The sequence below is a fragment of the Paenibacillus paridis genome, from assembly GCF_006345825.1.
GTDB lineage: Bacteria > Bacillota > Bacilli > Paenibacillales > Paenibacillaceae > Pristimantibacillus > Pristimantibacillus paridis.
In genome coordinates this window covers 221,003-246,956 of the sequence record NZ_VCIX01000087.1, presented here as the reverse complement: position 1 = coordinate 246,956, position 25,954 = coordinate 221,003, and the positions used below count along the sequence as shown (strand labels likewise).

The following is a 25,954-nucleotide window of genomic DNA, read 5'->3' as shown; positions in this document are numbered from 1 at the left end:
GTGAAGATGGAGCAAGAGTGGAAGGAATGGGATTTAAGGAAAAAGGTGGGCCAGCTCTTCGTATTTGGCTTCCACGGTTATGAGCCGACAAAACAGATCAAGCGGCTGATTGAAGATGGCGGCATTGGCGGCACGATTTATTTCACGCGAAATGTGAAGGATGCGGAGCAGGTGCATAAACTTAGCGGCGAGCTGCAAGATATCGCAAGGAAAGCAGGACAGCCTCCTTTGTTCGTTGCCATTGACCAAGAAGGCGGGATGGTAGCAAGGCTTGTGGACGGCGTAACGCTAATGCCTGGCAACATGGCTCTTGGCGCTGCGGGACTTGCGGAGGGAGCGAGAGAAACCGCACGCGTATGCGGCGAGGAGCTTCGCCTGCTAGGAGTAACGATGAATTATGCGCCGTGCATAGACGTAAACAACAATCCGGAAAATCCGGTGATTAATGTGCGCTCCTATAGCGACCGCTCGGATGTAGTGGCTGAGCTTGGCGCCGCAGCTGTGGAAGGCTATCAAGCTGCGCGGGTTGCCGCTACCGTTAAGCATTTCCCAGGTCATGGCGATACGGCAGTGGATTCCCATCATGCGCTGCCTATTCTGCTTCATGGCCGCGAGCGGCTGGAAGCGATCGAGCTAAAGCCATTCCGTGCGGCAATCGAAGCAGGAACAGACTGCATTATGACCGCGCATGTGTGCTTGCCCGCACTTGATCCGTCTGGCGTGCCATCCACCTTGTCGGAGCCGGTTATTACGGGCTTGCTGCGCAAAGAGCTTAGGTACGATGGCATCGTAGTCACGGATTGTTTGGAAATGGACGCGATCGATAAGCATTATGGTCCAGAGCTGGGGGCAATTCAAGCGCTTCAAGCTGGAGCGGATATGGTACTCATTAGCCATACGTTCGAAAAGCAGCTTGCGGCACTTGAAGCAGTCGTTGCTGCGGTGAAGAGCGGGGAGCTTGCTGAAACCCGTATCGATGAAGCTTTAGACCGAATTATGGGACTTAAGGTGAAGCTGGAGCTGGATGAGCTCTTGCTGCCTTGGGAGCAGGTGGTTACGCGTATTGGTACGGAAACCGGCAAAGCGGTAGCGAAGACGTGGAGCGAGGCTTCGGTCACACTGGTCAAAAATGGCGGCCAGTTCCTCCCTTTACGCAAGGAGGAAAACACGCTGGTGCTCTGGCCGGAAATTGTACCGGTGTCGGTAGCCGATGAGATGCTGGCTGGGGACGGCACATTAGGCGACTTCCTCAAAGGGCTTGGAGCAAATGTGACTGAACGTCAAATGGACGCAGATCGCCCGCTTGCGGGTTTAGACAGCTTCACCCAAGTCATCGTTGTCACCTATGATGCCTCTAAGCATCCGATCGAACGGGAAGTCGCTCGCGAGGCAGTAAGGCTTGCACCTGAACGCACTGTCGTTGTTTCGGTGCGCAATCCGCTTGATTTACTGCTTTTTCCAGAGGTGAAAGCATATATCGCTGTTTACGAGTGCAGACCACTGGCCCTCGCCTCGGCAGCGAAAGTGCTGCTCGGTGATCTGGTCCCAACGGGCAAGCTGCCTCTAGAAATATCCGCTGCTTATCCGTTTGGCTGGAGTGCCAACGTCGGCAGCTAATTTAAATAGAGAGGCTGTCTTTCTTGTGATATTCACTACGGAGACGCCGCTTCAAGCCATAAAGCTAACCCAGACATTGGGGTTGGCTTTATGGCTTTGCTTTTATCTACATAAGTTGAACTAAAGTTTCCCGTTCTGGTCGCTGCGCGAGTAAATCTTTCTTTAGGATCGCGGTTGTAACCAGATACTTTGATTTCCATAGACGTGTCAAGGTAAGAATCCGGCTACAAAGCCGAACACGGCGTTTCTCCAGAACGATCTTCTCGCTTCGCTTAGACTTCATTTCTTTAGTTCAACATGTATAGTATTTTTCACATGCAATTTATCTTCAACGTAACTGTTGTCTTAAGAGAAACTGCTTTCGTTAACGTAACTTTTATCCTCAAAGAAATTGCTACCTTTAACGTAACTGTTGTTTACAAACAAGCTGCTATATTCAAAGTAACCGATTACCTACTAAGAAACCGAGACATGCTAAGATATTACTGACTTCCAAGCCTCTCTTCCTCCGATACATCGTTGCCACAAGCGTGACCTCATGGTGCAAGCAGCAATGAAGCCCAGCTTGTCTTTCTCTTCAAACTCCTCAATCTGTTTTTTTTTGATTTCCTTTATATGAATAACGGATGAAAGTCGGAGTATCTTAACCTTGTTTTTTAAGTTAAAGGGAATTTCTCCTTCTAATTCATGCTATTTTGAGCTTTTTGTGGGATTAGATGGAATTTGTCCTTCTAATTACGAAGAATCAGCCGAAACTCACGGAAATCGAAGAAATTAACGGGACAATTTCCAGCTATTTCTGATTTCTGGTGAGAGTCGCTATTTTAGCGGGATAAATTCCATCTATTTTTTATAAAAAAGGTCTCGATCCTTAATCGGTCCGTGCCTTAATCGGTTCGCCCTCTATTGCCCGATCAGATTAGAGTAGGCCAGATCGTGCAAAATGTAAGCCAAGAAAAAGATGACGCAAGGATTCTCATATTTGTGCTGAACCTTGACGAGCTGATTGTAGTAGGTATCCGCATAATGCGGATTATTGCGCATTTCGAGGCTGGCTTTGATCAAGGCGTCAAGCTTGTCGGCAATGTCGACCATCTCCCCAACGTAGTCGTCGGATTTGCTATGGGCAATGAACTCAATCATATCCTCATGAAAGAGCTCAGGCAGCTTGTTAATCATATAAAGTGCCGTTTCTTTCTCGTATTGCTCGAATGCGAATTTGATATCCGGATTGTTATGCTTGAAATTGGAAACGACGTCGCCGGACAACGCTTCGGGCAGGTCATGCAGCGTGGCTTTTGCAAGCAGCTTGTATAGATCAATGCCCTTATTACCGAAGCGCTCCATTTCGAGCAGTCCGTTGAAGAGCGCCAGCGATGCGACGCGGAAGGAATGCGTTGCGTCATTGTCGGGCACGAGGTTATAGCTGCCATTCCATCTTTTTACGGTATCCAGGTTGACGATGTATTGGATGAATTCATAGAACCCATCTTCTTTGTCGTATTCCTCCAGCAGCCAGAGGATGGACTTAAGCCCAGTATCGACTAGCGTCTGCTTAAGCTCCTTATGCTTCGCATGAAAGAATGGATTCGTATCATGTCTGGATTCCCGGTGACAATAAAGAAAAGCATCGAGCGTGTCGATCGCATCAACCAAGCGGCCGATATGCGTATCATCCTGAGCATTCACAATGTAATCAAAGGCGTGGGCTTGCAGCGACTTGGAGAGATAGGACACGATATCTTTGCTGAGCTCCATCTCGAAGTCGCGGATATGATTCATGACGAGGGATTCTTTTTTGGTTACGTGCTTAATCGAGCCGGTTCCGGTGTTTTTGAGATCTCCCCACAAGCTTCTGCCGAGCAGCTTGAGCTTGTCCAGCGGACAACCGAGCACTTTTTCTTCAATAATGCCTACTAAAATCGACAATGCGGCGCATCTGAAGCTGTGCGTAGACGCATTGTCCTCGAAACGAGGAGCATACTCGCTCCACCTGGGCACATACTGCATCCGGATAATTGTGTTCGTAAATTTACCATTCTTCATTCATTTGGCTCCTTTGCTATCCTCGCTTGGCGAGTTTTCGTTCATGTGCAGGAGTGACTATGCTATTATAAAGCTTATGTACAAAAACGACTAGATGGAGCAAATGAGGGAAAACGCATGCGTGAATTTGGATTGGCTTTTAACCGGCATTTTGAACGATGGATGTTTATCATTATTCCAGGCTCCCTGATACTTGGCTTTATATTTGCCAATTCGCTTCAACGCTTTATTGAGTGGGTGCCTTATTTATTTGCTTACGTGACGCTGACCATGGCGATTGGGTGCGGCTTGGGACAGCTGCGAGAGGTGATGAAGAAACCTGGCGTTATGGTGCTTACCTTTGTGATTGCCCACGTCCTATCTCCGTTAGCCGCATACGGCATTGGCACGCTTATCTTTGGCGCTGATTCGCCCTATGTGGTTGGATTGGTGTTATTCACGATTATTCCCATTGGCGTATCGACGGTGCTGTGGGTAGGGATGTCAGGCGGCAGCGTGCCCCTTATGCTAGCGATGGTAGTGCTGGATTCCGCGCTTAGCCCGCTTGTAGTACCAGCAGGCATTCATTTGTTTTTTGACTCGGCGGTCGAAGTGAAGGCTGGTCCGATTATTATCGATTTGCTAGTCATTATTGTGCTTCCAACCGTGATCGGCGTCGCACTGAATCAAATGAGCCGAGGGCGTGTGCAAGGCATGGTAGCTCCTTATTCAGCGCCAATCTCCAAGTTTTGCTTCGTTGCCGTCGTTGCCTTGAACGCATCGGCCATTGCCCCGCATCTTGGGCAGTTGAAGCAGGATATGATGAAGCTTGTGCCGCTAGTGGTGGTTTTGGTTGGCCTTTGTTATGCCCTCGGCTATATCGGAACGTCGAGACTTCGCTATGAAGAACAAGTGACGGTATCCTATGCAACGGGGATGAGAAATATTTCGCTTGGCATTGTGCTTGCGCTTGGCTACTTCAGTCCGCTTGCGGCTGTTCCCGTGGTGCTTTCAATTCTCATTCAGCAGCCGCTTGCGACGGTTCATCATTATGTTTTACAAAAACTTAACAAACACAAGGCTGGCGAAAGTGCGGTGCCGCATGTACGATAAACGTTGGATGTCAGCATTGCAGCATAGGATAGTTAGGGCTGGATGATACGTAATAACACGGGGAGAGTGAGCCGGATGAATAGCTTCCGCACCAGGCTGACGCTCATAATGATCGCGATGATCGCCTTATCGGTGAGTGCAGCAGGGTTATTTATGGTCAAAACGTTCAAGGAAAACCATATCAACGCCCTTGAGGATAATATGGTACGCGAGATGCAGATCATTTCGGCAAAAATGGAATGGAAGTCAGGCGATTTATCTTCGCTCTATGGGTATTATAGCAATGAGGCTAAGGAGCTTAAGCGTTATACGGGTGCGCGCGTCACGTTTATTCGCAATGACGGTGCTGTGCTCGGCGATTCAGATGGCAATCCGCAGGACATGGACAACCATCTAGACCGGATAGAAATAAAAGAAGCATTAGATTCGGGTACAGGCAGAGCAATCCGGGCGAGCGATACGATTAAGCAAAATATGATGTATGTTGCGATACCGGTTACCGTTGTACCGGGACAAGCACCGGACGTCATTCGGCTCGCCATGAGCCTGCAGGAGGTTGACGAGAGCATACGCAATTTGACGGCTGTGCTAGCGCTTGGCTTGCTCGTTTTGTTCCTTATTGCGGCGTTAATCTGCTACCGCCTTGCACTTGGCTTAACACGTCCGCTAGAGCAAATTACAAAGGTTGCCAAGCGGATCAAAAACATGGACTACCGCGCAAGGGTGAAAGTAGGCAAGCAGGATGAAATCGGCGAGCTTGGCAACGCTATAAATGCAATGGCAGACAGCCTTCAGGTTCAAATGACACGGATTCAGCAAAATGAGAACCAGCTTGAGAGTGTGCTTGATAATATGATTAACGGCATTGTGATGATCGATCGCAGCGGCAAAATCGTGCTGATGAACAGGCGTGCCGAGGAAGTGCTTGGTTTCTCTGCCCGCGAGCTGGTCGGCCGGCATTTTGCAGAAGCGAAGCAGCAGTATGAGCTGTCCCAAATGATCCAAGAGGGGCTTAAAAGCAAGGAGCATTTGCGCGAGGAGATTACATTTTATTTTCCGGAGGAGAGGCTGCTTGAGCTCAATTTGGTACCGATTCAGCCCGAGGGCAATGAATTCTCTGGCGTATTGCTTGTACTGCAGGACGTATCGGCCATTCGCAGACTGGAGCGGATGCGCAGCGAGTTTGTCGCCAACGTCTCGCATGAGCTGAAGACGCCGATCACGGCGGTCAAAGGGTTTGCGGAAACATTGCTTGGCGGCGCGGTAAACGATGAAGAAACCGCTCGTTCGTTTTTGCAAATTATTTTTGATGAGAGTGACCGGCTGAACCGGTTGATTGGGGATATACTCGAGCTGTCCAAAATTGAATCGCGCCGCGTTCCGCTTGTGTTCTCTCCTGTGGAAGTGGATACGTTCATCGACAAATCGATCAAGCTGGTGCAATCCGAGGCAGACCGCAAACATATTGAGCTTAGCATGAGCATCGAGCCGGGCTTGTATGTGGAGGCCGATGAAGACCGCTTAAGGCAAATCGTCATGAATTTGCTCTCCAACGGGATTAATTATACGCCGGAGGGCGGCAAAGTTTCATTGAACGTAGAGGGCATCGGAGACGATTATATTCGAATTCAAATTAGCGATTCCGGGATTGGCATTCCGAAAAAGGATTTGCCGCGGATTTTCGAGAGGTTCTACAGAGTTGATAAAGCGCGGTCGCGGAGCTCAGGCGGCACAGGGCTTGGCCTCTCCATCGTCAAGCATCTCGTTGAGCTTCATAAAGGAACCATTTCAGTAAATAGTGCGGTTGGCGTCGGTTCAACGTTCATCATTGAGCTGCCTGTCCTCCAATAGAAAAAAAGATTTACCTATTCTTCACGAAACCATGATAAACTAGCTTTAAAAGTTCTAAATAAGCGGATGCGGTGTCTTCAGGCGCCGCCGTTCGCTAGGTTGGAGGTAACATGTCGCATAAAGTGCTCGTCATTGAAGATGAACCGACACTAGCTAGGCTGCTGTCGTACAATTTGACCCAAGAGGGCTATGAAACGACCGTTATCGATCATGGCGGGGAAGGCTTGCAAACCGCTTTGCAGCGCAATTTCGATTTGGTCATTCTCGATATCATGCTTCCGGGCATGAATGGGTTCGAAATTTTGAATCGCCTGCGGCAAAATGGCGTAAGAACGCCGGTCATTATTTTGACCGCCCGCAATGCAGAGGAAGAGGTCGTACAGGGGCTGAAGCATGGCGCCGACGATTACATTACAAAGCCGTTTGGCGTTGCCGAGCTGCTCGCTCGTGTATCAGCTGTGCTTCGCCGTACGCAGCTGGATGACAGCAAGCCGATTGAATCGACAGAGAAGGTCATTACTGCCGGCGACTTGTCGATCTATCCGGAGAAGTACGAGGTTATTTTAAACGGAGATACGATACCGCTTCGCCCGAAGGAATTTGAAGTATTGCTATATCTGGTACAGCGCCCGGGTATGGTCATCACACGCGATGATCTTATGAACGTGGTGTGGGGCTTTGATTATATCGGAGGCCAGCGTACGGTCGATGTGCATGTAAGCTCACTCAGGAAAAAGCTGGAGCTTGGCCAGCAATCGGTACAGATTGAATCCATTCGCGGCGTAGGCTACAAACTCGTTATGCCAAAAAAGCTCGTTACCCCGAAAGTATAGGGTAGACGAGCTTTTTCTGATTGAGGAGCGCTATTGCCGGTTCCACGTCAGCATTTTTCGTTGAAATTGCTTCGGTGAGCAGTCATTGTATTTTTTGAACATTTTATAAAAATGGGCCATATTCGGCATGCCGATCCGCTCGCCCACCTCCGATATGCTTAAATCCTTCGTCAGCAAAATCCGCTCCGCCCACTTTACCTTGCGGTAGTTCACGTATTCCGTAAACGAAAGGCCGATCGTTTTTTTGAAATATTTTACGAAATAGTAGTAGCTCATATTGGCGATTTTGCATACTTCTTCTACTTGAATCCGGTCGGTGAGATGGTTTTCGATATAATCCAGCACGGGCTTCAGCCGGATACGGTCGAAATTATCCTGCTCGATCAGTACTTTCCGGGTGTCATGACGAAGCAGGAGCAGCAGAATTTGCTTGATCAGGACGCTCACAGCCAGTTCATAGCCCGTCTCTTTGTTCGTCGCTTCGTTAAGAATTTGCTGGATATAAGAAGCGGTTTGCTGCTTGCCTACATCGTTTTCCTTGAAAATATAATTCGCTTTGCTTAGCGGCATTTGTGTTTCAGAGAAATAGCGCATATAAGGTATGGTACTTTGATCGAAAAAAGGCTCCAAATCGAATTGAAGCACAATATAATCCAGGGAGTCGTGGCTGCGGTCGCGATGAAGCTCCGAGGCACCGATCAGCATGACATCTCCCGAGGTGAGATGAAAGCACTCCTCATCGATGTAGACGTCCAGATTTCCTTCGAGTATAAGAAGCAGCTCTAGCTGCTTATGATAATGCCAATTCGTGAATCCGTCCAAATTACGCATCGTTTGAAAAATTCGCAGCGACAGCAACGGGTTCTCATATGCGACTTGTTCATTTATGACTTCCAAAATAAAGCTCCCCCTTGGCGCTGCATGACAATATCCTTATTGTAGTGAAAGCGTTCGCCATTAGCAATAAGGGGAGCGAGATAACGGTTTGAAAATTATCGTTACGCAGTAATGGTTAATTTGTATTTTGCCAGAAGTGAGGGAAGAGGGTGCAGAATTGCTTGCGAACCGCTAAAATAAAACAAAGAACAATATGCGGCAGGTCAGCAGGAGAGGGCTGGAGGGATAGGGATGGACAAGCAAGAATGGAAGGCTTTGGAGCTGGCTGATATCCTGCTTCTTGATCGGACGAATGAGCTCGCGGAGCCGGACATGCTGTATGCATTTGCGCTGGATGAGCTGCTGTGCCGAAGCACGGGAAAAGGAGGGCCGTCGATTTGCCATATTTGGCGGCACCCCCGCGGTTTTGTTATGGGTTTAAAGGATAGCCGCCTGCCGGGAGCGGCCGAGGCGGAACGCTACCTTCAATCACAGGGCTGGTCGACAGCGGTGCGAAATTCAGGGGGTGCTGCGGTGCCGCTGGATTTGGGCGTAATCAATATTTCGTTAATTATGCCGAAGGCTTCGGTAGACTCATTTCATTTTCACAACGACTTTGAACGGATGTATGGGCTGATCAGCGAGGCTTTGAAGGAAACGGGCCGCCAGGTTGATAAAGGGGAAATTCGGGGAGCGTACTGCCCGGGAGAATATGATTTGAGCATAAACGGCTATAAGTTTTGCGGCATCGCGCAGCGGCGCCAGACCCATGCTTTTATTGTGCAAGCCTTTATTGTGGCTGAGGGCACAGGCCAAGAGCGGACAAAACAGGTGCGGGAGTTTTATGAGCAAGCGGGTCATGGGGCAGACAGCTTGGATTATCCGGCCGTGACCAATGAGAGCACGGCCAGCTTGCAGGAGCTGACCAATCTTGGAGAAACCGCGGGACAGGCTTTCGTCCGGGCGATCAAACAGGTCATCACATCGCAGCAAACAGAGGATGGACTGGCAGCAGCGCAAGAGAAGCTTGTGCTGCCGACCCACGAACAGATCTTAGCCATGTCCAAAGTACTGCGGGAAAGATATGCCATTCAGGAATGAATTTGCATGAAGCTCACTACGCATTGATTGAGGTTGGCTTCGGCTTCATGGAGCTGCTGCTGCAAATGGTTCAACGGCCAGATGCCTTTATCCATTTGAATGTCATTAGCAATGAGCTTCAGCATCCAAAGTGAAAACAAGGATGAATATAAATAATAGCCGCGCTTGAAAGAAGCGGCAGCCGCAGGGGTGTGGTTGGGCTGAGTGAGCAGCAAATAGCGGTCAAGCAGCTGTTCACGCACGGCGATGGTCATTTCTTTCGGAAATGTCGGGTGGGAAAGATCGATAACATGATACAAATCCCAGTATCGGCTGTTCAAATGGGCATGCTCCCAGTCCAGCACCTTCACTTGTCCGCCAACGAGCGCGTAATTGCCTAGATGAAGATCGCCATGCGAGAGTACGGGCTCATCCAGCGAAAAGCTTGCATCACGCAACTGCCTAAGCATGTCGTGGAGAATACAGTCAGGTAGGCTGGGCCATTGCTCCGCAAGCTTGTCCATTGGCGTACCAGCCGGAAATAGCTCGGCTTGAAGCAGATCGGCATAAGGCTTTGGTCCGCGTAGCGGGGCGTGCTGCAAATGCCTGGTAGGCAGTGCATGCCATTGCGCGACATGAACCAGTAAGGCGGATGCGGTCGTTTCATCAAAAACATGGTTGAGCGGTCCCAAGTCTTCTAATAGCAGCCATGGGGTTGATGAACGGTTTGGCTGTGATTGTGCAAGCAGTTGTGGAAATACGGGCGGGAGAGCAGGCAGGATATTCTCGTAGACCCATACTTCTTTGCCAAGCTGTTCATTATTCGTCAATGGTTTGTATATAGCGGTAGCCGAGGGGGTCATAAAAATACGTTGAACCTCGCTGCCGTTCATTCCTCTATACAAGGGTTCTCTGCGCCATATTTTGGCTTCGTCAATTTCTCCGTTTGGCTTGAAAATGGCTTGCATAAACAATCCTCCCTGCTTTATATCTTAGGACCCAATGCCGTTGATTCCAGCAGCTAACGTTCCGATTTCCGAATGATTTGATTAATGACCTCAGAGAAAACAAGGCCGATGGCGATTGCTCCCGAGATCATAAACGCTTTGACGGCTAGCTGCACCGCAATATCATAATGATCAAGCACAACATTTCTCATCGCGTCATAGGCCAGACCACCGGGAACGAGCGGAATGATGCCTGATACGCTAAAGACGATAATGGGTGTTTTGTAGAGCTTTGAGAAGAGCTGGCTAATGACGGTCACGACAAAAGCGGCGATCAGAGTAGCGGGTATGGCATCCAGCTCGAGTTGGGTACAGCAAATATAAATGAGCCAACCGATCATGCCGACTGCCCCGCAGTGGGCTAGCGTCCGCTTCGGCACATTGAAGATGAGGCCGAAGGCTGCCGACGCTATAAAGCTGGTGAATAGCTGTTCCAGCATCATCAAGGCGATGCACCTCCGATTAGATTAATAGAAGGAAAGCACGGCAGCGATGCCGGCTCCGATGGCAAAGGCGGTGAGGAAGGCTTCAGCTCCCTTGGACAGTCCCGATACGAGATGCCCAGCCATTAAGTCTCTCACCGCAGCCGTAATATGGAGACCGGGGACGAGCGGCATGACCGACCCGATTATGATTTTGTCGAGGTCGACCCCTAAGCCTTTATGTACAAATAGAACAGATAACGTACCGATAAGCAAGGCGGTTATGAATTCAGCGAAAAATTTAATGGGTACAACTCGGTGCAGCTGCATGAGAAATAGATAGCCTGTCCCGCCTATAAACAGAACAGGCAGGAAGTCGCGCCAGCTTCCCTGAAACATGATGAGAAAGCAGCCACTGGCGATAGCAGCTGCGATAACTTTTAGCCAAACGGGATAAACGAACGCGTTTGTATCAATCTCCTGCAGCAGCCGGTGAGCCTCGCCTGCCGCAAGTGTGCCTGTGCTTATTTTCCGGGAGATATCGTTCACTAAGGAGACTTTGAGCAGATTGGTCGAGCGTTCGGAAATCCGGATAAGCCTAGTCATTTGTGACGAGCCGTCAATGGCAAATATAATTCCTGTCGGCGTAACGAAGCTGTGCGAATTCTCGATGCCGTATGCTGCAGCTATGCGTACCATCGTATCCTCGACCCGGTAGGTTTCACCGCCGTTTTGCAAAATGATTTTCCCCGCGAGCAAACAGATTTGCGTAATTTCGTGGCTGTTGATGATACTCTTCTCCATGGTGGCTGCCCCCTTGTTTGAGCGTGCGAACGGTCGCTAGCTAGACTTGAACTGCTGCTCAAACTCCGTTCGAATACGGGCGAGCAGGCTTGAGTCGGCAAAGACATCATAAGCCGTTGCGGCGAGCATCTTGGCGCCGAAGAGCATGCCGTCCAGTGCGTAATCGGTCATGGCCGCATCACGGAACGCTTCGGTATGGAGCAGCAATCGATCTGGTACCACCTTGACAAAGGGATGGATGGCCGGGCAGCGGACGGATACATTGCCAAGATCTAGCGAGCCATGGTCTTTGCCTACTTCGATTTGTTCCGGTGGGATGCCGGCTTCGATCAGATTCGCATTGAATTGCTCGGATAAGGCCTCATTCGTTAACAGCTCATCATATGAAAATTCAAAATGGTTGGTCGTCAGTGTACATCCGGTCTGCAAGGCAGCTCCTTCAGCACAGCGCAGCACCTTAGCGGTTAGCTCGTTCGTGTAGGTACGGGAAGCGGAACGGACATAAAATTTTGCCGATGCATAGTCGGGAATGATATTTGGCGCTTTGCCCCCATTATCGATGATGCCGTGAATGCGGGCGTCGCTGCGCGTCTGCTGGCGAAGTGCGTTCACGCTGTTGAACAGCTGAAGCACCGCGTCGAGCGCATTTATGCCTTCATAGGGGCTAGCGGCAGCATGCGTGGCAAGTCCCCTATACTCGAACTGCAGCGCATCGAGCGCAAGCGATTCTCCAGAACGCTCATAAGTATGATAAGGATGCGCCATGAGCGCAAAATCGCAATCGTCAAATAACCCTGCCGCAGCCATTGGCACTTTGGCGCCGCGTGTTTCTTCCGCAGGCGTGCCATAGATGCGGATTTTTCCGCCAAGACCGTTGCCTTGCAGCGCAGCCTTCAATCCGACAGCCGCGGCTACGCTCATCGAGCAGATCAAATGATGCCCGCAGGCATGTCCGATGTCAGGGAGCGCGTCATATTCACATAACAGGCCAACAGTAGGCCCTGGCTTGCCTGTGTCATAAACGGCGATGAAGGAAGTTTCGATGTCCAAAATGCCACGTTTTACCTCGAAGCCATATTTGACCAGCTCCGTACATAGCAGCTCAGAAGCGAAAAACTCTTCATGCCCTAGCTCCGGGCGGCTGCCCACCTCGCGTGAGATCATGCGGAAAGCTTCGGCGTAGTGATCTATTTCTTTAAAGATGAGCTGTTTAGGTGTCATCCTATGAACAACCTCCTGTTATTTAGCTATAATTTAGGTGCAACTGTGAGTACATGAGTTGAGAGCCGCAATGGCTGGATCAGAGTTCGTATGTACTCAGCCGACGGTTTCGCAAGTCTGTCTGTTGGGCTGTAAGAACCTATATGCTCTTACAGCCGCCGAAAGTAACTAGTTCGTGGTCTGTAAGCGCACCAGCGTTCTTACAGCACCCTGAAGATGGGGGAGCAAGCATAATCGCTGCTCTGTAAGCACCTATATGCTCTTATAGCCGCCGAAAGTAACTAGTTAGTGGTCCGTTAGCACACCAGTGCTCTTACAGCATCCGGATGACGGACGAGCTAGCGAAATTGCTGGTCTGTAAGCACCTATATGCTCTTACAGCCGCCGAAAGTAACTAGTTAGTGGTCCGTTAGCACACCAGTGCTCTTACAGCACTCTGATGATGGAGGCGCAAGCTTAATTGCTGGTCTGTAAGCACCTATATGCTCTTACAGCCGTCGAAAGTAACTAGTTAGTGGTCTGTAAGCGCACCAGCGTTCTTACAGTGACCGGTATGATGTGTGTTCGAAACTGAAGTTTAAGCGAAGCGAGAAGATCGTTCTGGAGAAACGAAGTGCTCGCCTTTGCAGTCAGATTCTTACCTTTACATGTCTTAGTCAATCAAAGAATCTGGCTGCAACCGCGATCGTAAGAATGATCTACTTGCGCAGTGACTAAAACGTAAAGCATTAAGAAGTTGTTCTAAGTTGAACTTAATCTAAGTTGAACTTAAATAATGATCTACTCGCGCAGCGACCAAACGTAATTTTTCATTTCTATATAGTTAATAGTCTGCAAGCGCAAATTACAATGCAGTTAGCGCATGCCGTGAATCTTCTTGAATTGCTCAGGGCTGAGCCCTTCAAGCTGCCGAAAAACGGAGCTGAAATAGCTGGGCGAGTCGAAGCCGACGCGATGGGCGATTTCATGCATGCGGATGTCGCTCTCGCGGAACATGAGTTCCTTGCTGCGATTGACGCGCTCACGGTTCACATACGCCATTGGCCGCATTTTCAAAGCCTTCTTGAACAGCAAGCATAAATATTGCGGCGTGACATCAATGCAAGCGGCGAGGTCCTTTATTGTAATAAGCCCATGATAATTTGCTTCTATATAATGAAGGACAGGCTGCAGCTTCAAATAATTTTGCTCCACGGAATGTGAGCTGACAAGAATAACCTTCATCAAATCGAGCAAAAACATGTAAACCAGCTTTGAGCATTCGAGTCCGAGAAAGGATCGGCCGGATTGCGTCATCGCATAGATATTTTTCATATGGGTAACAATCATATCATGATCAGCCGTGGAATAAACACCCGATTGCGTAATGCCAGCCTGCCGAAATAGCGTTTCGGTCAGATCGCCTCTAAAGCTCATCCAAATGATTTCCCAAGGCTCCTGGGTGGAATAATATTCATGCTGCTCGTTTGGAAAAAGGCAGAAGCCTTGTCCAGCCCGGACGGTCATTTTCTGGTCCCCTATACGAAGCTCGCCAGCACCAGCCAGCACCTGAAGCCATTGAAAATGAGGATAACCGCCTGGCCGGTCAATCGACTCTTGGTTGCTCCAATGTCCGATGCTGGTCAAATAGACCGGCAAAGCCGTGTCCGTCTCACTTAGCGTGGGAAATACCATGGTGTCGATAACGATAACCTCCTGTTTCATATTTTTAAAGATATGCGAAAATACTATTATATTGTTGATCACATGAACGAGTTATAATATGAATATCATTATAGTATAACCAATGAAGGCTGCATACAAGATGAAACTGGAGGTTGTTGAAATGAGCTTGAAATTCCCCCCGATTAGTGGAAAAATACCGCAAATGCTGCACGGTGCAGATTATAATCCAGACCAATGGCAGAAGTATCCGGAGGTGCTGGAGGAAGATATTCGCCTAATGAAGCTGGCGCATTGCAACGTGATGGCCGTTGGGATTTTCGCATGGATGGCGCTTGAGCCAGAAGAAGGCGTATTTACCTTTGACTGGCTAGACACGCTGCTTGATAAATTTGCGGCTAACGGCATCTACGCGCTGCTCGCTACGCCAAGCGGAGCGCGCCCGGTATGGATGTCGCAGAAATATCCAGAAGTGCTTCGCGTAGCGCCTAACGGCATTCGCAATCTGCATGGTTCCCGCCACAATCATTGCTTCAGCTCTCCGGTCTACCGCGAGAAAGTGAAGATCATGAATACGAAGCTGGCGGAACGTTATTCCCAGCATCCTGCTGTGATTGGCTGGCATATTTCAAATGAGCTTAACGGCGAATGCCACTGTTCCTACTGTGAGGAAGCTTTCCGCGACTGGCTGAAAAATAAATATAAAACGATCGATGCGCTAAACGATGCATGGTGGACGACGTTCTGGAGCCATACGTATACGGATTGGAGCCAGATTGAATCGCCAACGGCTCGCGGCGAGAATGCGGTTCATTGCCAGAATGTAGACTGGAAAAGATTCGTCACGGATCAAACGGTTGATTTCTGCACCAAAGAAATTGAGCCGCTTCGCGCAGCGAACAGCGAGCTTCCGATTACGACCAACTTTATGCTTGATTACGAGCCAATCAACTATTGGAAATTCACTGAGCTGCTTGATGTCATTTCATGGGATGCCTATCCAACCTGGCATGACAACGGCTTAGACGATAGCGAGCTTGCGGTTTGGATCGGATTCAACCATGATGTGTTCCGTTCGCTTGGCGGCGGCAAGCCGTTCATGCTTATGGAGAGCACGCCTAGCATGACGAATTGGCAGCAGATCAGCAAGCTGAAGCGCCCAGGCATGCACATGCTCTCTTCGATGCAAGCGGTAGCGCATGGCTCCGATACGGTGCAATACTTCCAGTGGCGCAAGAGCAGAGGCTCAAGCGAGAAGCTGCACGGCGCGGTCGTAGACCATGTCGGTCATGAGAATACACGCGTCTTCCGTGACGTAGCGGAGCTGGGTTCAGCGCTTGAGAAGCTAACCGAGGTCGTTGGCACAACCGTGAAGCCGGAGGTTGCTATCATTCACGACTGGGAGAACCGCTGGGCAGTGAAGGACTCGCAAGGCCCTCGCAACGGCGGCCTTCATTATGAAGAAACGGTCAAACGCCACTACCGTCCGTTCTGGGATCTTGGCGTTCCGGTTGATATTATTGATTCGGAATGCGAGTTTGATCAATACAAGCTGCTCGTGGCTCCGATGCTTTATATGGTTCGTCCGGGCGTAGGCGAGCGCATCGAGCGTTTTGTCGCAAATGGCGGGACATTTGTGGCGACCTATTGGACAGGCATCGTGGATGACAAAGATCTGTGCTTCCTGAACGGTTTCCCAGGGCCGCTTCGCAAGACGCTTGGCATCTGGTCGGAGGAAATGGATTCGCTGCATGACCACGATACGAATCGCGTCGTTATGCACGACGGCAATTCATTGGGGCTTGGCGGCGAATATACGGCGCGCGAGCTATGCGATCTTATCCATCTTGAAGGCGCGGAGGCGCTTGCGGTTTATGGCGAGGATTTCTATGCAGGCCGTCCAGCGCTAACGGTTAACAAGTTGGGCGAAGGCAAAGCGTATTATGTAGCTTCCCGCAACGATGCCGTGTTCACGAACGATTTCCTATCCGCCTTGGTGAAGCAAGAGGGTATTAAGCGCGTAATAGAAACCGATCTGCCAGATGGCGTAACTGCTCAAATGCGTACGGATGGCACAAGTGATTTTGTGTTTGTATCCAACTTTACGGGCAATGAGGTAGCGCTCAAGCTTGACGGGCGCAGCTATATGGATTTGTTGACGAGCGATGCCGTAGCTGAAAGCATTGAGCTTGCCGCGTACAGCGTTCGCATTCTGAAACGCGCATCCCAGTCATAATCTCGAAGAGAAAAAAGCTTGAATGGAACGAAGAATGACCATGAAATTGGTGGAATGCCATAACGGTCCGTTTATTTTCTAATATTAAACTGAAAAGCCGATTGAAGCGTATGTTCCTTTACGCCTCGATCGGCTTTTTTGCGCCTATAGGACTGATTGCCCTGCTGCGGGATGCAGAGTTCGGTTTCATTTACTGAATTCTTATAAAATATTGTCGAATTTAACATTGCGATAACAATTCTGCACATTGCTGTTGATGCTTCGGACCTATAGTGATTGCAAGAGGAAAAAGAAGGAAGGGTGAAGCTGAGTGACAGCGACTGTTCTGGAAAAGGAAAAAAACACGGACATGGCAAAGCAAGAGAATGCTGAAGCAAACACACCGTCTAGCGGAGCAAGATCACAGGAAGCCAATCCGGAGATTAGAAGTGCAGCCGGAGCATCAGCTAAGAATGGACAAGCCATCATGGAGAAGCCAGGGGAGGCGACTCAAATGGATGATCGGCCTAAAGCAGGCAAGGGGGCGAAGCTGCAGCATTTCTTGCGGCAGGTTCCGACGATCACAGCAGAGCAAACGTGCCGGGAAACGATTGGCGTCTTTAAGAAGCATCCGGATTGCGAATGCTTGATCGTTACGGGGGAGAAACGGGAGCCCATTGGCCTTATGATGCGCAACCGTTTCTTCTTGAAGCTAGGCCATCGCTTCAGCGCAGACCTCTATGACGACAAGCCGATTACGAAGCTGATGGATGCAAGTCCGTTGATGGTGGATTATGAATTTTCTCCGCAGCAGCTGATCGATAGTGCCTTAAGCCGCCATGATAGCGTCCTTTACGACTGCGTAATCGTTACTTTAAACGAGCGGCTTGCGGGCATCTTGACCGTCTCCGATATGCTGAAGCTTTCTCGCTTATTGCAGCAGGAGGCCGTCGATGCGCAAATGAGCGTTATTCGTTCGGCAGAGCAGCGCGTGAATGAAATTGAACAAGCCGTGAGCAGCGTTCGGGAATCCACCTCGCAGGGCGAGACGCTTTCTGTTGAGATGGTGGACTTGACGCTTTCAGGCAAGAATGAGCTGGATAAGGTGACAAAGGCTTTTGGCGCAATTGCGGCTCATTCGGAGGAGCAAGAAAACCGGATGACCAAGCTGCAAGCGGAAGCGGGTTCGATCAGCAAGGTATCCCAATCGATTAAAGAGCTGGCGGAGCAAAGCAACCTGCTTGCGCTGAATGCTTCTATTGAAGCAGCTCGCGCAGGGGAGCACGGTCGCGGATTTGCGGTAGTTGCTGGCGAAGTGATGAAGATGGCCAGCCAAACGAAGCTGTTTGCCAATGAGATTACGATTTTGACCAAAACGATTCTGGAGGCGATCGCGCAAACGACTTCGCTTGCGCATGCTGGACGCTCCGAGACGGCAGCCAGCGAAGCGCATGTCAACGAGGCTGTTGAGGCATTCAATCGCTTGTTCCGAGCGGCAGCGGACAACCGGAACAGCGCGAAGGAGATTGGTACGTTATCCGAGCAAGCGCATCAGCAATCGGTTCATGTCGCAGGAGAAATGAAAAAATTGCAGCAATCTTATTTTTAACATGGAGTTTACAAAAACAGAATACGAGGTTTACAAACGGCTAGTAGTATAAGAGGCACAGGGGCTGACCCTAAGAGAAAAATAAGAGGAGTGGTAGAGTTGTTTAAGAAGAAAGGCTTTAAGGGGATCTTGATGTTGTCGATGGTGGTGCTGCTCGCATTTGCGGCTGCATGCGGTAATAATACAAATGGCGGAAATACAGGCTCAGAAAATACAGGTTCTACGAATAACGCAGCTACAAACGCACCAACGAATGATGCGGTTAAATTGTCGGGCGAAATTAAAATTGACGGTTCAAGCACCGTGTTTCCTCTAACGGAAGCAGCTGCGGAAGAGTTCAATAAAGAACACAAAGACGTTCGCGTTCCTGTCGGCGTATCGGGTACGGGCGGCGGCTTCAAACAATTTTGCGCAGGCGAGATCGCAATTGCAGATGCATCCAGAACGATCAAGGATGAAGAAGCAGCAGCTTGCCAAACCGCGGGCATTGAGTACACGGAGCTTTCGGTAGCATTCGACGGTCTGTCGGTAGTCGTTAGCAAAGACAATGACTTCATCGACCACTTGACAGTGGAAGAGCTGAACAAAATTTTCGTAACAGGCAGCACGGTTGCAACTTGGAAAGACGTTCGTGATTCCTTCCCGGCTGAGCCAATCGTTATGTTCTCGCCAGGCGCTGACTCCGGAACTTACGACTATTTTAACGAAGCTATTCTTGAAAAAGCAGGTATCCGTAACGATAAAGCGATCAGCTTCTCCGAAGATGACAACGCGCTTGTACAAGGCGTAGCAGGCAGCAAATACGGCATTGGCTACTTCGGTTTTGCTTACTTCGAAGAAAACCAAGATAAATTGAAAGTCGTTCCAGTAGAAGCAGGCAAAGGCGCGATTACACCAACTTACGACACTATTAAAGATGGCAGCTACGCTCCATTGTCCCGTCCGCTCTTCATCTACGTTAACAAAAAAGAGCTTGAGCGTCCTGAAGTGAAAGAATTCGTAAAATACTACATCAACAACATTGGAACATTTGCAGGCGAAGTTGGTTATGTTTCCCTTCCAGATGAGCAATACGCTACGGAAGCGGCAAAAATCCAATAAGCAGCAAAACGCAGGACGAAAAAAATGTGGTGTCTCGAGGGACATCACATTTTTCTCGGCACATATGTAAACGAATTGTAAAGGCAAGAAGGGGGACGCCGCAATGCCAGGCCAAGGGTTACAAACGGTTAGCAAGGCTCAAACAGCTAGCAAGGAAATTTATGATTTCAAAAATAAACGCGTAAGCATCATGAATAAAGTGATGCCCGTCCTGTTGTTTCTATGCGCTTCGGTTTCCGTGCTTACAACGATAGGAATTGTCGTCACACTCATCTCGGAAACGTATCAATTTTTTCAGAAAATACCGATTTTTGATTTCTTGTTTGGGACCAAATGGTCACCGTTAATCCCGCCAAAAAGCTTCGGCGTTCTTCCGCTTCTTTCCGGCACGCTTATGATTACGTTTATCGCTTGCCTAGTCGCTATTCCACTCGGTCTAGCGAGCGCCATTTACTTATCGGAATATGCGCCAAAGCGGGTACGCAAGATTGTTAAGCCGATTCTTGAGGTGCTTGCCGGCGTTCCGACCATCGTATACGGATACTTTGCGCTTAGCCTGGTAACACCGCTTATTCAAAGTATTTTTCACAGCGCGGGAGTATTTAATGCGCTTAGCGCCGGTATCGTTGTCGGCATCATGATTATTCCGATGGTTTCCTCGCTCAGTGAGGATGCGATGTCTTCAGTACCTCGCAGCCTAAGGGACGGCGCTTATGCGCTTGGCGCGACAAGATTTGAGGTTGCTTTGAAAATCGTTGTGCCCGCTGCATTCTCGGGTATCGTAGCATCGGCGGTGCTAGCGTTCTCCCGTGCGATCGGGGAGACGATGATCGTAACGGTAGCCGCAGGCTCGACGCCGAACATGACCGTTAATCCGCTGGAGAGCATTCAGACGATGACGGCTTATATCGTACAGGTGAGCCTCGGGGATACGCCGCACGGAACGATTGAGTACGGATCGATCTTTGCGGTCGGCATGACGCTGTTCGTCATTACATTCCTGCTCAATATTCTTGCCCAGTACATTGCAAGAAAATTCAGGGAGGAGTACTAGGATGAACATATTTCAAGATGCGAACCGTAAGCAAATCGCAAATAGGCGCAAAACCGATTGGTATCTCCATATTTTGTTCGTCATTGCTACCTCGATTGGCGTTCTCGCGCTTTGCGCGTTAATCGTAGATATATTGGTTGATGGCATTGCCCGCCTGCAGCCGGAACTGTTCACGAACTTTCCGTCCCGCAAGGCGGACGGCTCGGGGATGAAGTCCGCGCTTGTCGGCACGATCTACATGCTGCTGATCATGGCGCCAATCTCCTTTATCTTTGGCGTCGGAGCAGCGATTTATCTCGAGGAATACGCCAAGAAGGGCCGCCTTACCCGCATCATCCAGCTCAATATCAGTACGCTAGCTGGCGTTCCTTCCATCGTGTACGGCATCTTGGGCTTAACGCTGTTCGTGCGGCTACTCTCGCTTGACCGCAGCCTGATTGCCGGCGCGCTTACGATGACGCTGCTGGTGCTTCCGATTATTATCGTATCGGCGCAGGAAGCGATTCGCGCGGTTCCGAAATCACGTCGCGATGCTTCGTTTGCGCTCGGGGCAACCAAGTGGCAAACGGTATACCGTTCCGTAATGCCATCCGCGCTGCCGGGCGTATTGACGGGCGTCATTCTGGCGATGTCGCGCGCAATCGGCGAGACGGCGCCGCTCGTTATGATTGGAGCTTTGACCTACGTTGCCTTTCTGCCTGATGGCCTCAAGGATTCGTTTACCGTTATTCCGATTCAAGTGTACAACTGGCTCTCCAAGCCTCAGCTTGAGTTCAAGGAGCTGGCAGCCAGCGGTATTATCGTGTTGCTCGCGCTTCTGCTGCTGATGAACTTCTCGGCTATTTTGCTTCGCAACAAGTATCAGAAGAACGTTTAACGAAAATAGCAAGCGGAAGCCCACACATTTTAGGAGGAATACGAAATGGAAGCACTTATTAATATTAACAAATTGAATTTGTTCTACGGCGCTTTCCACGCTTTGAAGGATGTAACGCTAACGATTCCGGAGAAGGCCATCACGGCATTTATCGGGCCTTCCGGCTGCGGCAAATCAACGCTGCTTCGGACGCTGAACCGTATGAATGACATGATTCCCGGCACGCGCATCGAGGGCGGCATTGCCATTGGCGGAACAGAGATCTATTCGAATGAGGTTGACGTAGAGACGCTTCGCAAAAAAGTCGGTATGGTATTCCAGCAGCCGAACCCATTCCCGAAATCCATCTATGACAACGTGGCTTACGGCCCCCGCCTGCATGGCATTACAAGCAAGCGCGAGCTCGATGAAATCGTTGAAACCAGCTTGAAATCGGCCGTACTGTGGGAAGAGGTAAAGGATCACTTGAAGCGTTCCGCTTTCGGACTGTCCGGTGGACAGCAGCAGCGGCTGTGTATTGCCCGCGCGCTTGCGGTAAACCCGAATATTTTGCTGATGGACGAAGCCACTTCCGCGCTTGACCCGATCTCCACGCTGAAAATCGAGGAGCTTGCCCAAGAGCTGAAGGACAAGTACACCATTGTTATGGTTACCCACAATATGCACCAGGCTGCGCGCGTATCCAACCAAACAGTATTTTTCCTCAATGGAGAGGTAATTGAATATTCGGATACGGAAAAGCTGTTCTCCAACCCGACCGATCAACGCACCGAGGATTACATTAGCGGACGCTTCGGCTGAGCAGCCGCACTTCAGGCATCATAGGACGGCATTCAAACCACGTATGTACGCATGAGCAATGATAGGCTTGCAAACAGATTGCAAGCGCGCTTGACCAACCTTTAGGAGGAATGCCGCTGTGATGACCACCCGTAAAGAATTTGATCTTGGACTTGAACATCTTCATAATTTGCTCATTGATATGGGAACTTTCGTGGAGAAGGCGCTCGTTGAATCGATGGAGGCATTAAAATCCGTTGATGTAGCCCGTGCGAAGCAAGTGATTGTGAATGATCCGTCGCTCAATCAAATGGAAGAAAAAATTACCGAGATCGGCTCGAAGCTGATCGCAACCCAGCAGCCGGTGGCCAAGGATTTGCGCCGCATACTGTCTGCCTTCAAAATCGCCAGCGATTTGGAGCGGATGGGCGATCTGTCGGTGGATATCGCCAAAGTTGTGCTGCGCCTCGAAGGGCAGGAACTGATTAAGCCGCTTATCGATTTGCCGCGCATGGCGGAGATCGTGCAGCTGATGACGTACGAATCCATTCAATCGTTCATTCAAGAAAATGTGGATTTGGCTTATAAGATGGCGAAGGACGACGATCAGGTCGACGCGCTGTATGGACAAATTACACGCGAGCTATATTCGCTTATGATGGAAAATCCCCGCAATATTACACAATCTTCGCTGCTCAGCTTCGTTGGCCGTTACCTGGAAAGGTTTGGCGACCATGCGACGAACATCGGCGAGAGCGTCGTATACCTCGTTACCGGGAATAGGCCGGATTTGAATGTATAGCCATTAACGCCCAAATGGAGGACCATCTAAGAGAATCGACTTAGATGGTCTTTTTTATATATGACGAAAGAACTAAAAAAATGTCGAATTTTACCGAAAGTTAATGCTTTTATGCATCTTACTTCACAAATAGCTGGTAAAGTAATACACAAAGCAACGGAAATAGACGATTGTCAATCGAGGGGATTCGGATGGATGAGGTTGGGATTGGTTTATTCAATCGGGAAATGGTCCGCAGCATTAAGCAGCGCTGGCATGACGGGGGCATTGGCGTCATTTATGTTCGATTCCGCATAGGGAACGCGGCTTCCGAGTCTGTATTGCAGCTCTGGGAGAGCGAAGAACCGAAAATGATATGGCGCCAGCGCTTGGAATGGGAAAATTTTTATTTATTCGCCAGGCATCCGAAGGATGAGCCCATCGACAAGCTGATCGAGAAAGCGCAGGAGCGCTTGAACAGCAAGCTCCGGGCGGCCTGGGCCAAAGCGGCAAGCAAGCCAGGAGAAGATAAGGATGTGGAGGTCAGCCTTGGATCGGCGGTGGCATTTCCGCCCGCAACGGGACGCTCCTCGGAAACGGTTATTTTCCGGATGCTCATGGATGCCATGGAGCAGAGCGCCTATAACCTTCCGATTGGGACGGAGCATCATGAGATCGGGAGACAAAACGGCCATCCGGGCATGGCGATTGAACCGCAGACGATCGAACCGCAGCTGCAGGGGAAGAGTGTAAGAATAGGTACGCTTGCCGTTCCTTTTCCCATTTTTCCAGCACGGGCCAGAGTATCGGAGGTTGCTTACCTATTCGATACGAACGCTAAAGCACAGGGCGCAGTCATCGTTGACCAAGGCCGGCCAATCGGGATATTGATGAAAGAGAAGCTCCATCAAATGCTGGCGGGACAATTCGGGCTGCCTCTCTACTGGAATAGGCCGGTAGATCGGATTATGAATAACCAACCACTCATTGTCGACGAGCAGCTTCCCGTTGAATATGTATCTCAACTAGCAATGGCAAGGGATTTCTCCCAGCTGTATGACGTCGTTCTTATTACAAAAGAAGGCCAAATGGCCGGCGCGGCTTCCATCCGCTCCATTCTGGAGTGCATTACTACGCTGCGGACAGAGGCTGCTCGAACCGCGAATCCGCTAACGGGATTGCCTGGCAACGAGGAGATTCAGCATGAGCTGCAGCAGCGTATTGCGCTAAAGAAGCCGTTTGCTGTCATCTATGCCGATTTGGATTATTTTAAATGGTACAACGACTTCTTTGGCTTTGGACTGGGTGATGACCTTATTCGTTATGTTGCCGACTTATTGCGCAGAGAGCGTGAGCGCTTTGACGGGAATGGCGATTTCATCGGGCATATCGGTGGAGATGACTTCATTGCGGTTACGGGTACGGAATACGCAGAGTTGTTATGCCAGTCTCTGATTGAGAGATTCGATGAAGGCATCAAAGCTTTCTATGGCGGCGTGGAGGTTACGACGGTTGAGGATCGGCATGGCAATCCCGTCGAACAGGGAGGCGTGACGCTCTCCTTGTCGCTGATGCTGTGGGATGGGGAAGTCCCGCTTGCGGCGGAGGATATTCCGCGCCTTGCTGCTAAGCTGAAGAAGCAAGCAAAGGCCCGCAAAGGAAGCGTCTATGTCATGGACCAAATAATAGGAATGCATCATGGAGAGGAACGAAAGTGAACGTGAGACAACTTCGGGAGTTAGGACAGCCAGCAGATGCGGAAAATGAATGTTCGGGCCATTTGGGTATGATTTATTTGTCTTGGCACCATACGGCTGCTAATCAGAGGAGCAGCACAGCATCTTTTCAAGAGCAATGGCATCAATTTGCAGAACGTGAAGCAGAATCTGTATTTCGCAGCTCGATGCTTTATGAGGGGCTGCAATGGATGCAGGATGACCTATTCATACATATGCGCCTGCCAGCGGGCAGCCAGGTTCAACTGGAGGAATGGCTGCTGGATTTCGCGCATAAGCATACGGAGGCTTGGGAGCAGCAGTTTGCGGAAGAATGGGAGATCGAGAAACAGTTACTGCCCAAAGGAAAGCTGCACGTAGGCGTTGCGGTGGTTGAAGCTGGGGCAGGGCTATCGGATGGCTTAATCTGGTATGAGGTGATGAAAAAAGCGATTTTGCACGGTCAATCCGCCGGAGCGATGAAGCGCAGCCTGATGCGCCGGGCATTGGACCGCTTAATCGGGGAGAGGCTGATCGAGCCCGTCTATCAGCCGATTGTGTCGCTGCATAGCCACGGAGAGATTTTCGGCTATGAGGCCTTAGCCCGGACAGCGGATCGGACATGGTTTCCGGGTCCGATGGAGCTATTTCAATTCGCAGAGCAAGAAGGCCTGACTTATTCGCTCGATAGGCTGGCAAGGGAGAAGGCGATCGACGGGTGCATCCCGCTGAGACAGGGACAGAAGCTGTTTATCAATGTCATGGCGCAAATTATGGAAGACCCGGATTTCTCGCCTGGACAGACGCTCAGCCTGCTTGAGCAGCATCGGCTGTCGCCGCATAATGTGGTGTTTGAGATTACGGAAAGAAGCTCGATTGCCGACTTTGGTTCCGTGAAGAAGGTGCTGGAGCATTATCGCAGCCAAGGCTACCAAATCGCGATCGATGACGTGGGGGCAGGCTACTCGTCATTGCAGTCGATCATCGAGCTGCGTCCGGATTATTTGAAGGTGGATCGGTCCATTATTCAGAACATCGATCTGGACGAGATGAAGGAGCATATCCTGTATACCTTAATCCAGCTAGCGGACAAAATGGGCATCGCCATCATTGCGGAAGGGATTGAGCGGGAAGAAGAGCTGGCTAAGGTACGGGAGCTAGGCGTTGCCTATGCACAAGGTTATTTGCTCGGCAGGCCTGCGGCTTTCCCGTAAACGGACCTATGACGAAGAGAGAGGGCTTTCCTACGGCGGCGATGCTTGGGAAAAGCCCTTTTTGTGGTATACTTAGAGGTATGTATGCTACATAAAG

21 protein-coding genes are annotated in these 25,954 nt (G+C 50.0%); 14 read left to right on the top strand and 7 right to left on the bottom strand.

Annotation, left to right across the window (positions count from 1 at the left end; all coding sequences use genetic code 11):
• Positions 1 to 6 precede the first annotated feature (6 nt).
• Positions 7 to 1,617, top strand: a complete 1,611-nt coding sequence (locus FJQ58_RS16545; protein WP_139995605.1) for a glycoside hydrolase family 3 protein — start codon at positions 7 to 9, stop codon at positions 1,615 to 1,617.
• A 903-nt stretch (positions 1,618 to 2,520) separates the two neighbouring features.
• Here FJQ58_RS16545 and FJQ58_RS16540 read toward each other — a convergent pair.
• Entirely contained in the window at positions 2,521 to 3,663 is a 1,143-nt protein-coding gene (locus FJQ58_RS16540) for a YfbR-like 5'-deoxynucleotidase (protein WP_139995349.1), read from the bottom strand.
• Positions 3,664 to 3,780: 117 nt separating this feature from the next.
• Between FJQ58_RS16540 and FJQ58_RS16535 the strand changes: the two genes are divergently transcribed.
• From FJQ58_RS16535 to FJQ58_RS16525, 3 genes are all read left to right on the top strand, one after another.
• Complete coding sequence (locus FJQ58_RS16535; RefSeq protein WP_139995347.1) at positions 3,781 to 4,755, top strand: bile acid:sodium symporter family protein; 975 nt, start codon at positions 3,781 to 3,783, stop codon at positions 4,753 to 4,755.
• Between the two features lie 75 nt (positions 4,756 to 4,830).
• Positions 4,831 to 6,606 carry a two-component system histidine kinase PnpS gene (gene pnpS / locus FJQ58_RS16530; protein ID WP_139995345.1) on the top strand — a complete coding sequence of 592 codons (1,776 nt, stop codon included), beginning with the start codon at positions 4,831 to 4,833 and terminating at the stop codon, positions 6,604 to 6,606.
• Positions 6,607 to 6,716: 110 nt separating this feature from the next.
• A complete protein-coding gene (locus FJQ58_RS16525) occupies positions 6,717 to 7,439 on the top strand; it encodes a response regulator transcription factor (protein ID WP_139995343.1) in 723 nt (240 codons plus the stop codon).
• A gap of 30 nt (positions 7,440 to 7,469) precedes the next feature.
• Here the strand turns inward: FJQ58_RS16525 and FJQ58_RS16520 are convergent, their stop codons facing one another.
• Entirely contained in the window at positions 7,470 to 8,336 is an 867-nt protein-coding gene (locus FJQ58_RS16520) for a helix-turn-helix domain-containing protein (RefSeq protein WP_139995341.1), read from the bottom strand.
• A gap of 231 nt (positions 8,337 to 8,567) precedes the next feature.
• Between FJQ58_RS16520 and FJQ58_RS16515 the strand changes: the two genes are divergently transcribed.
• A complete protein-coding gene (locus tag FJQ58_RS16515; RefSeq protein WP_139995339.1) occupies positions 8,568 to 9,416 on the top strand; it encodes a lipoate--protein ligase family protein in 849 nt (282 codons plus the stop codon).
• On the opposite strand, the gene FJQ58_RS16510 is transcribed toward FJQ58_RS16515, so the two are convergent.
• From FJQ58_RS16510 to FJQ58_RS16490, 5 genes are all read right to left on the bottom strand, one after another.
• A complete protein-coding gene (locus FJQ58_RS16510; protein ID WP_139995337.1) occupies positions 9,407 to 10,363 on the bottom strand; it encodes a phosphotransferase in 957 nt (318 codons plus the stop codon). The two genes, FJQ58_RS16515 and FJQ58_RS16510, sit on opposite strands and share 10 nt — an antisense overlap.
• Before the next feature lie 53 nt (positions 10,364 to 10,416).
• Complete coding sequence (locus tag FJQ58_RS16505; protein WP_139995603.1) at positions 10,417 to 10,845, bottom strand: threonine/serine exporter family protein; 429 nt, start codon at positions 10,843 to 10,845, stop codon at positions 10,417 to 10,419.
• A gap of 24 nt (positions 10,846 to 10,869) precedes the next feature.
• A complete protein-coding gene (locus FJQ58_RS16500; RefSeq protein WP_139995335.1) occupies positions 10,870 to 11,628 on the bottom strand; it encodes a threonine/serine exporter family protein in 759 nt (252 codons plus the stop codon).
• A 36-nt stretch (positions 11,629 to 11,664) separates the two neighbouring features.
• Positions 11,665 to 12,849: a M20 family metallopeptidase gene (locus tag FJQ58_RS16495; protein WP_139995333.1), complete on the bottom strand. Its 1,185-nt coding sequence runs from the start codon at positions 12,847 to 12,849 to the stop codon at positions 11,665 to 11,667.
• A gap of 855 nt (positions 12,850 to 13,704) precedes the next feature.
• Positions 13,705 to 14,553: an AraC family transcriptional regulator gene (locus FJQ58_RS16490; RefSeq protein ID WP_139995331.1), complete on the bottom strand. Its 849-nt coding sequence runs from the start codon at positions 14,551 to 14,553 to the stop codon at positions 13,705 to 13,707.
• Between the two features lie 121 nt (positions 14,554 to 14,674).
• Here FJQ58_RS16490 and FJQ58_RS16485 point away from each other — a divergent pair, with 121 nt between their 5' ends.
• The 9 genes from FJQ58_RS16485 (at position 14,675) to FJQ58_RS16445 (ending at position 25,857) form a co-directional block, all read left to right on the top strand.
• Complete coding sequence (locus FJQ58_RS16485; protein ID WP_139995329.1) at positions 14,675 to 16,747, top strand: beta-galactosidase; 2,073 nt, start codon at positions 14,675 to 14,677, stop codon at positions 16,745 to 16,747.
• A 310-nt stretch (positions 16,748 to 17,057) separates the two neighbouring features.
• Positions 17,058 to 18,335 carry a methyl-accepting chemotaxis protein gene (locus FJQ58_RS16480; RefSeq protein ID WP_139995327.1) on the top strand — a complete coding sequence of 426 codons (1,278 nt, stop codon included), beginning with the start codon at positions 17,058 to 17,060 and terminating at the stop codon, positions 18,333 to 18,335.
• 99 nt (positions 18,336 to 18,434) lie between these two features.
• Positions 18,435 to 19,436: a PstS family phosphate ABC transporter substrate-binding protein gene (locus FJQ58_RS16475; protein ID WP_139995325.1), complete on the top strand. Its 1,002-nt coding sequence runs from the start codon at positions 18,435 to 18,437 to the stop codon at positions 19,434 to 19,436.
• 190 nt (positions 19,437 to 19,626) lie between these two features.
• A complete protein-coding gene (gene pstC, locus FJQ58_RS16470) occupies positions 19,627 to 20,490 on the top strand; it encodes a phosphate ABC transporter permease subunit PstC (protein ID WP_238404105.1) in 864 nt (287 codons plus the stop codon).
• A 1-nt stretch (position 20,491) separates the two neighbouring features.
• A complete protein-coding gene (pstA, locus tag FJQ58_RS16465) occupies positions 20,492 to 21,367 on the top strand; it encodes a phosphate ABC transporter permease PstA (protein WP_139995321.1) in 876 nt (291 codons plus the stop codon).
• A 45-nt stretch (positions 21,368 to 21,412) separates the two neighbouring features.
• Entirely contained in the window at positions 21,413 to 22,168 is a 756-nt protein-coding gene (pstB, locus tag FJQ58_RS16460; RefSeq protein ID WP_054023757.1) for a phosphate ABC transporter ATP-binding protein PstB, read from the top strand.
• A 121-nt stretch (positions 22,169 to 22,289) separates the two neighbouring features.
• Positions 22,290 to 22,949, top strand: coding sequence for a phosphate signaling complex protein PhoU (phoU, locus tag FJQ58_RS16455; protein ID WP_139995601.1), 660 nt, complete (start codon positions 22,290 to 22,292; stop codon positions 22,947 to 22,949).
• A gap of 191 nt (positions 22,950 to 23,140) precedes the next feature.
• Positions 23,141 to 24,646 carry a GGDEF domain-containing protein gene (locus tag FJQ58_RS16450; RefSeq protein ID WP_139995319.1) on the top strand — a complete coding sequence of 502 codons (1,506 nt, stop codon included), beginning with the start codon at positions 23,141 to 23,143 and terminating at the stop codon, positions 24,644 to 24,646.
• Positions 24,643 to 25,857, top strand: a complete 1,215-nt coding sequence (locus tag FJQ58_RS16445; RefSeq protein WP_139995317.1) for an EAL domain-containing protein — start codon at positions 24,643 to 24,645, stop codon at positions 25,855 to 25,857. Before FJQ58_RS16450 ends, FJQ58_RS16445 begins: the two co-directional genes overlap by 4 nt.
• Positions 25,858 to 25,954 lie beyond the last annotated feature (97 nt).

Bases quoted from the DNA above. Each gene is read 5' to 3' on its own strand.
- FJQ58_RS16485 (WP_139995329.1), top strand. From the start codon at position 14,675: ATGAGCTTGAAATTCCCCCCGATTAGTGGAAAAATACCGCAAATGCTG.
- pstB (WP_054023757.1), top strand. From the start codon at position 21,413: ATGGAAGCACTTATTAATATTAACAAATTGAATTTGTTCTACGGCGCT.
- FJQ58_RS16545 (WP_139995605.1), top strand. From the start codon at position 7: ATGGAGCAAGAGTGGAAGGAATGGGATTTAAGGAAAAAGGTGGGCCAG.
- pstC (WP_238404105.1), top strand. From the start codon at position 19,627: ATGAATAAAGTGATGCCCGTCCTGTTGTTTCTATGCGCTTCGGTTTCC.
- FJQ58_RS16510 (WP_139995337.1), bottom strand. From the start codon at position 10,363: ATGCAAGCCATTTTCAAGCCAAACGGAGAAATTGACGAAGCCAAAATA.
- FJQ58_RS16540 (WP_139995349.1), bottom strand. From the start codon at position 3,663: ATGAAGAATGGTAAATTTACGAACACAATTATCCGGATGCAGTATGTG.
- FJQ58_RS16525 (WP_139995343.1), top strand. From the start codon at position 6,717: ATGTCGCATAAAGTGCTCGTCATTGAAGATGAACCGACACTAGCTAGG.
- phoU (WP_139995601.1), top strand. From the start codon at position 22,290: ATGACCACCCGTAAAGAATTTGATCTTGGACTTGAACATCTTCATAAT.
- FJQ58_RS16490 (WP_139995331.1), bottom strand. From the start codon at position 14,553: ATGAAACAGGAGGTTATCGTTATCGACACCATGGTATTTCCCACGCTA.
- FJQ58_RS16515 (WP_139995339.1), top strand. From the start codon at position 8,568: ATGGACAAGCAAGAATGGAAGGCTTTGGAGCTGGCTGATATCCTGCTT.
- FJQ58_RS16535 (WP_139995347.1), top strand. From the start codon at position 3,781: ATGCGTGAATTTGGATTGGCTTTTAACCGGCATTTTGAACGATGGATG.
- FJQ58_RS16495 (WP_139995333.1), bottom strand. From the start codon at position 12,849: ATGACACCTAAACAGCTCATCTTTAAAGAAATAGATCACTACGCCGAA.
- pnpS (WP_139995345.1), top strand. From the start codon at position 4,831: ATGAATAGCTTCCGCACCAGGCTGACGCTCATAATGATCGCGATGATC.
- pstA (WP_139995321.1), top strand. From the start codon at position 20,492: ATGAACATATTTCAAGATGCGAACCGTAAGCAAATCGCAAATAGGCGC.
- FJQ58_RS16505 (WP_139995603.1), bottom strand. From the start codon at position 10,845: ATGATGCTGGAACAGCTATTCACCAGCTTTATAGCGTCGGCAGCCTTC.
- FJQ58_RS16450 (WP_139995319.1), top strand. From the start codon at position 23,141: ATGGATGAGGTTGGGATTGGTTTATTCAATCGGGAAATGGTCCGCAGC.
- FJQ58_RS16500 (WP_139995335.1), bottom strand. From the start codon at position 11,628: ATGGAGAAGAGTATCATCAACAGCCACGAAATTACGCAAATCTGTTTG.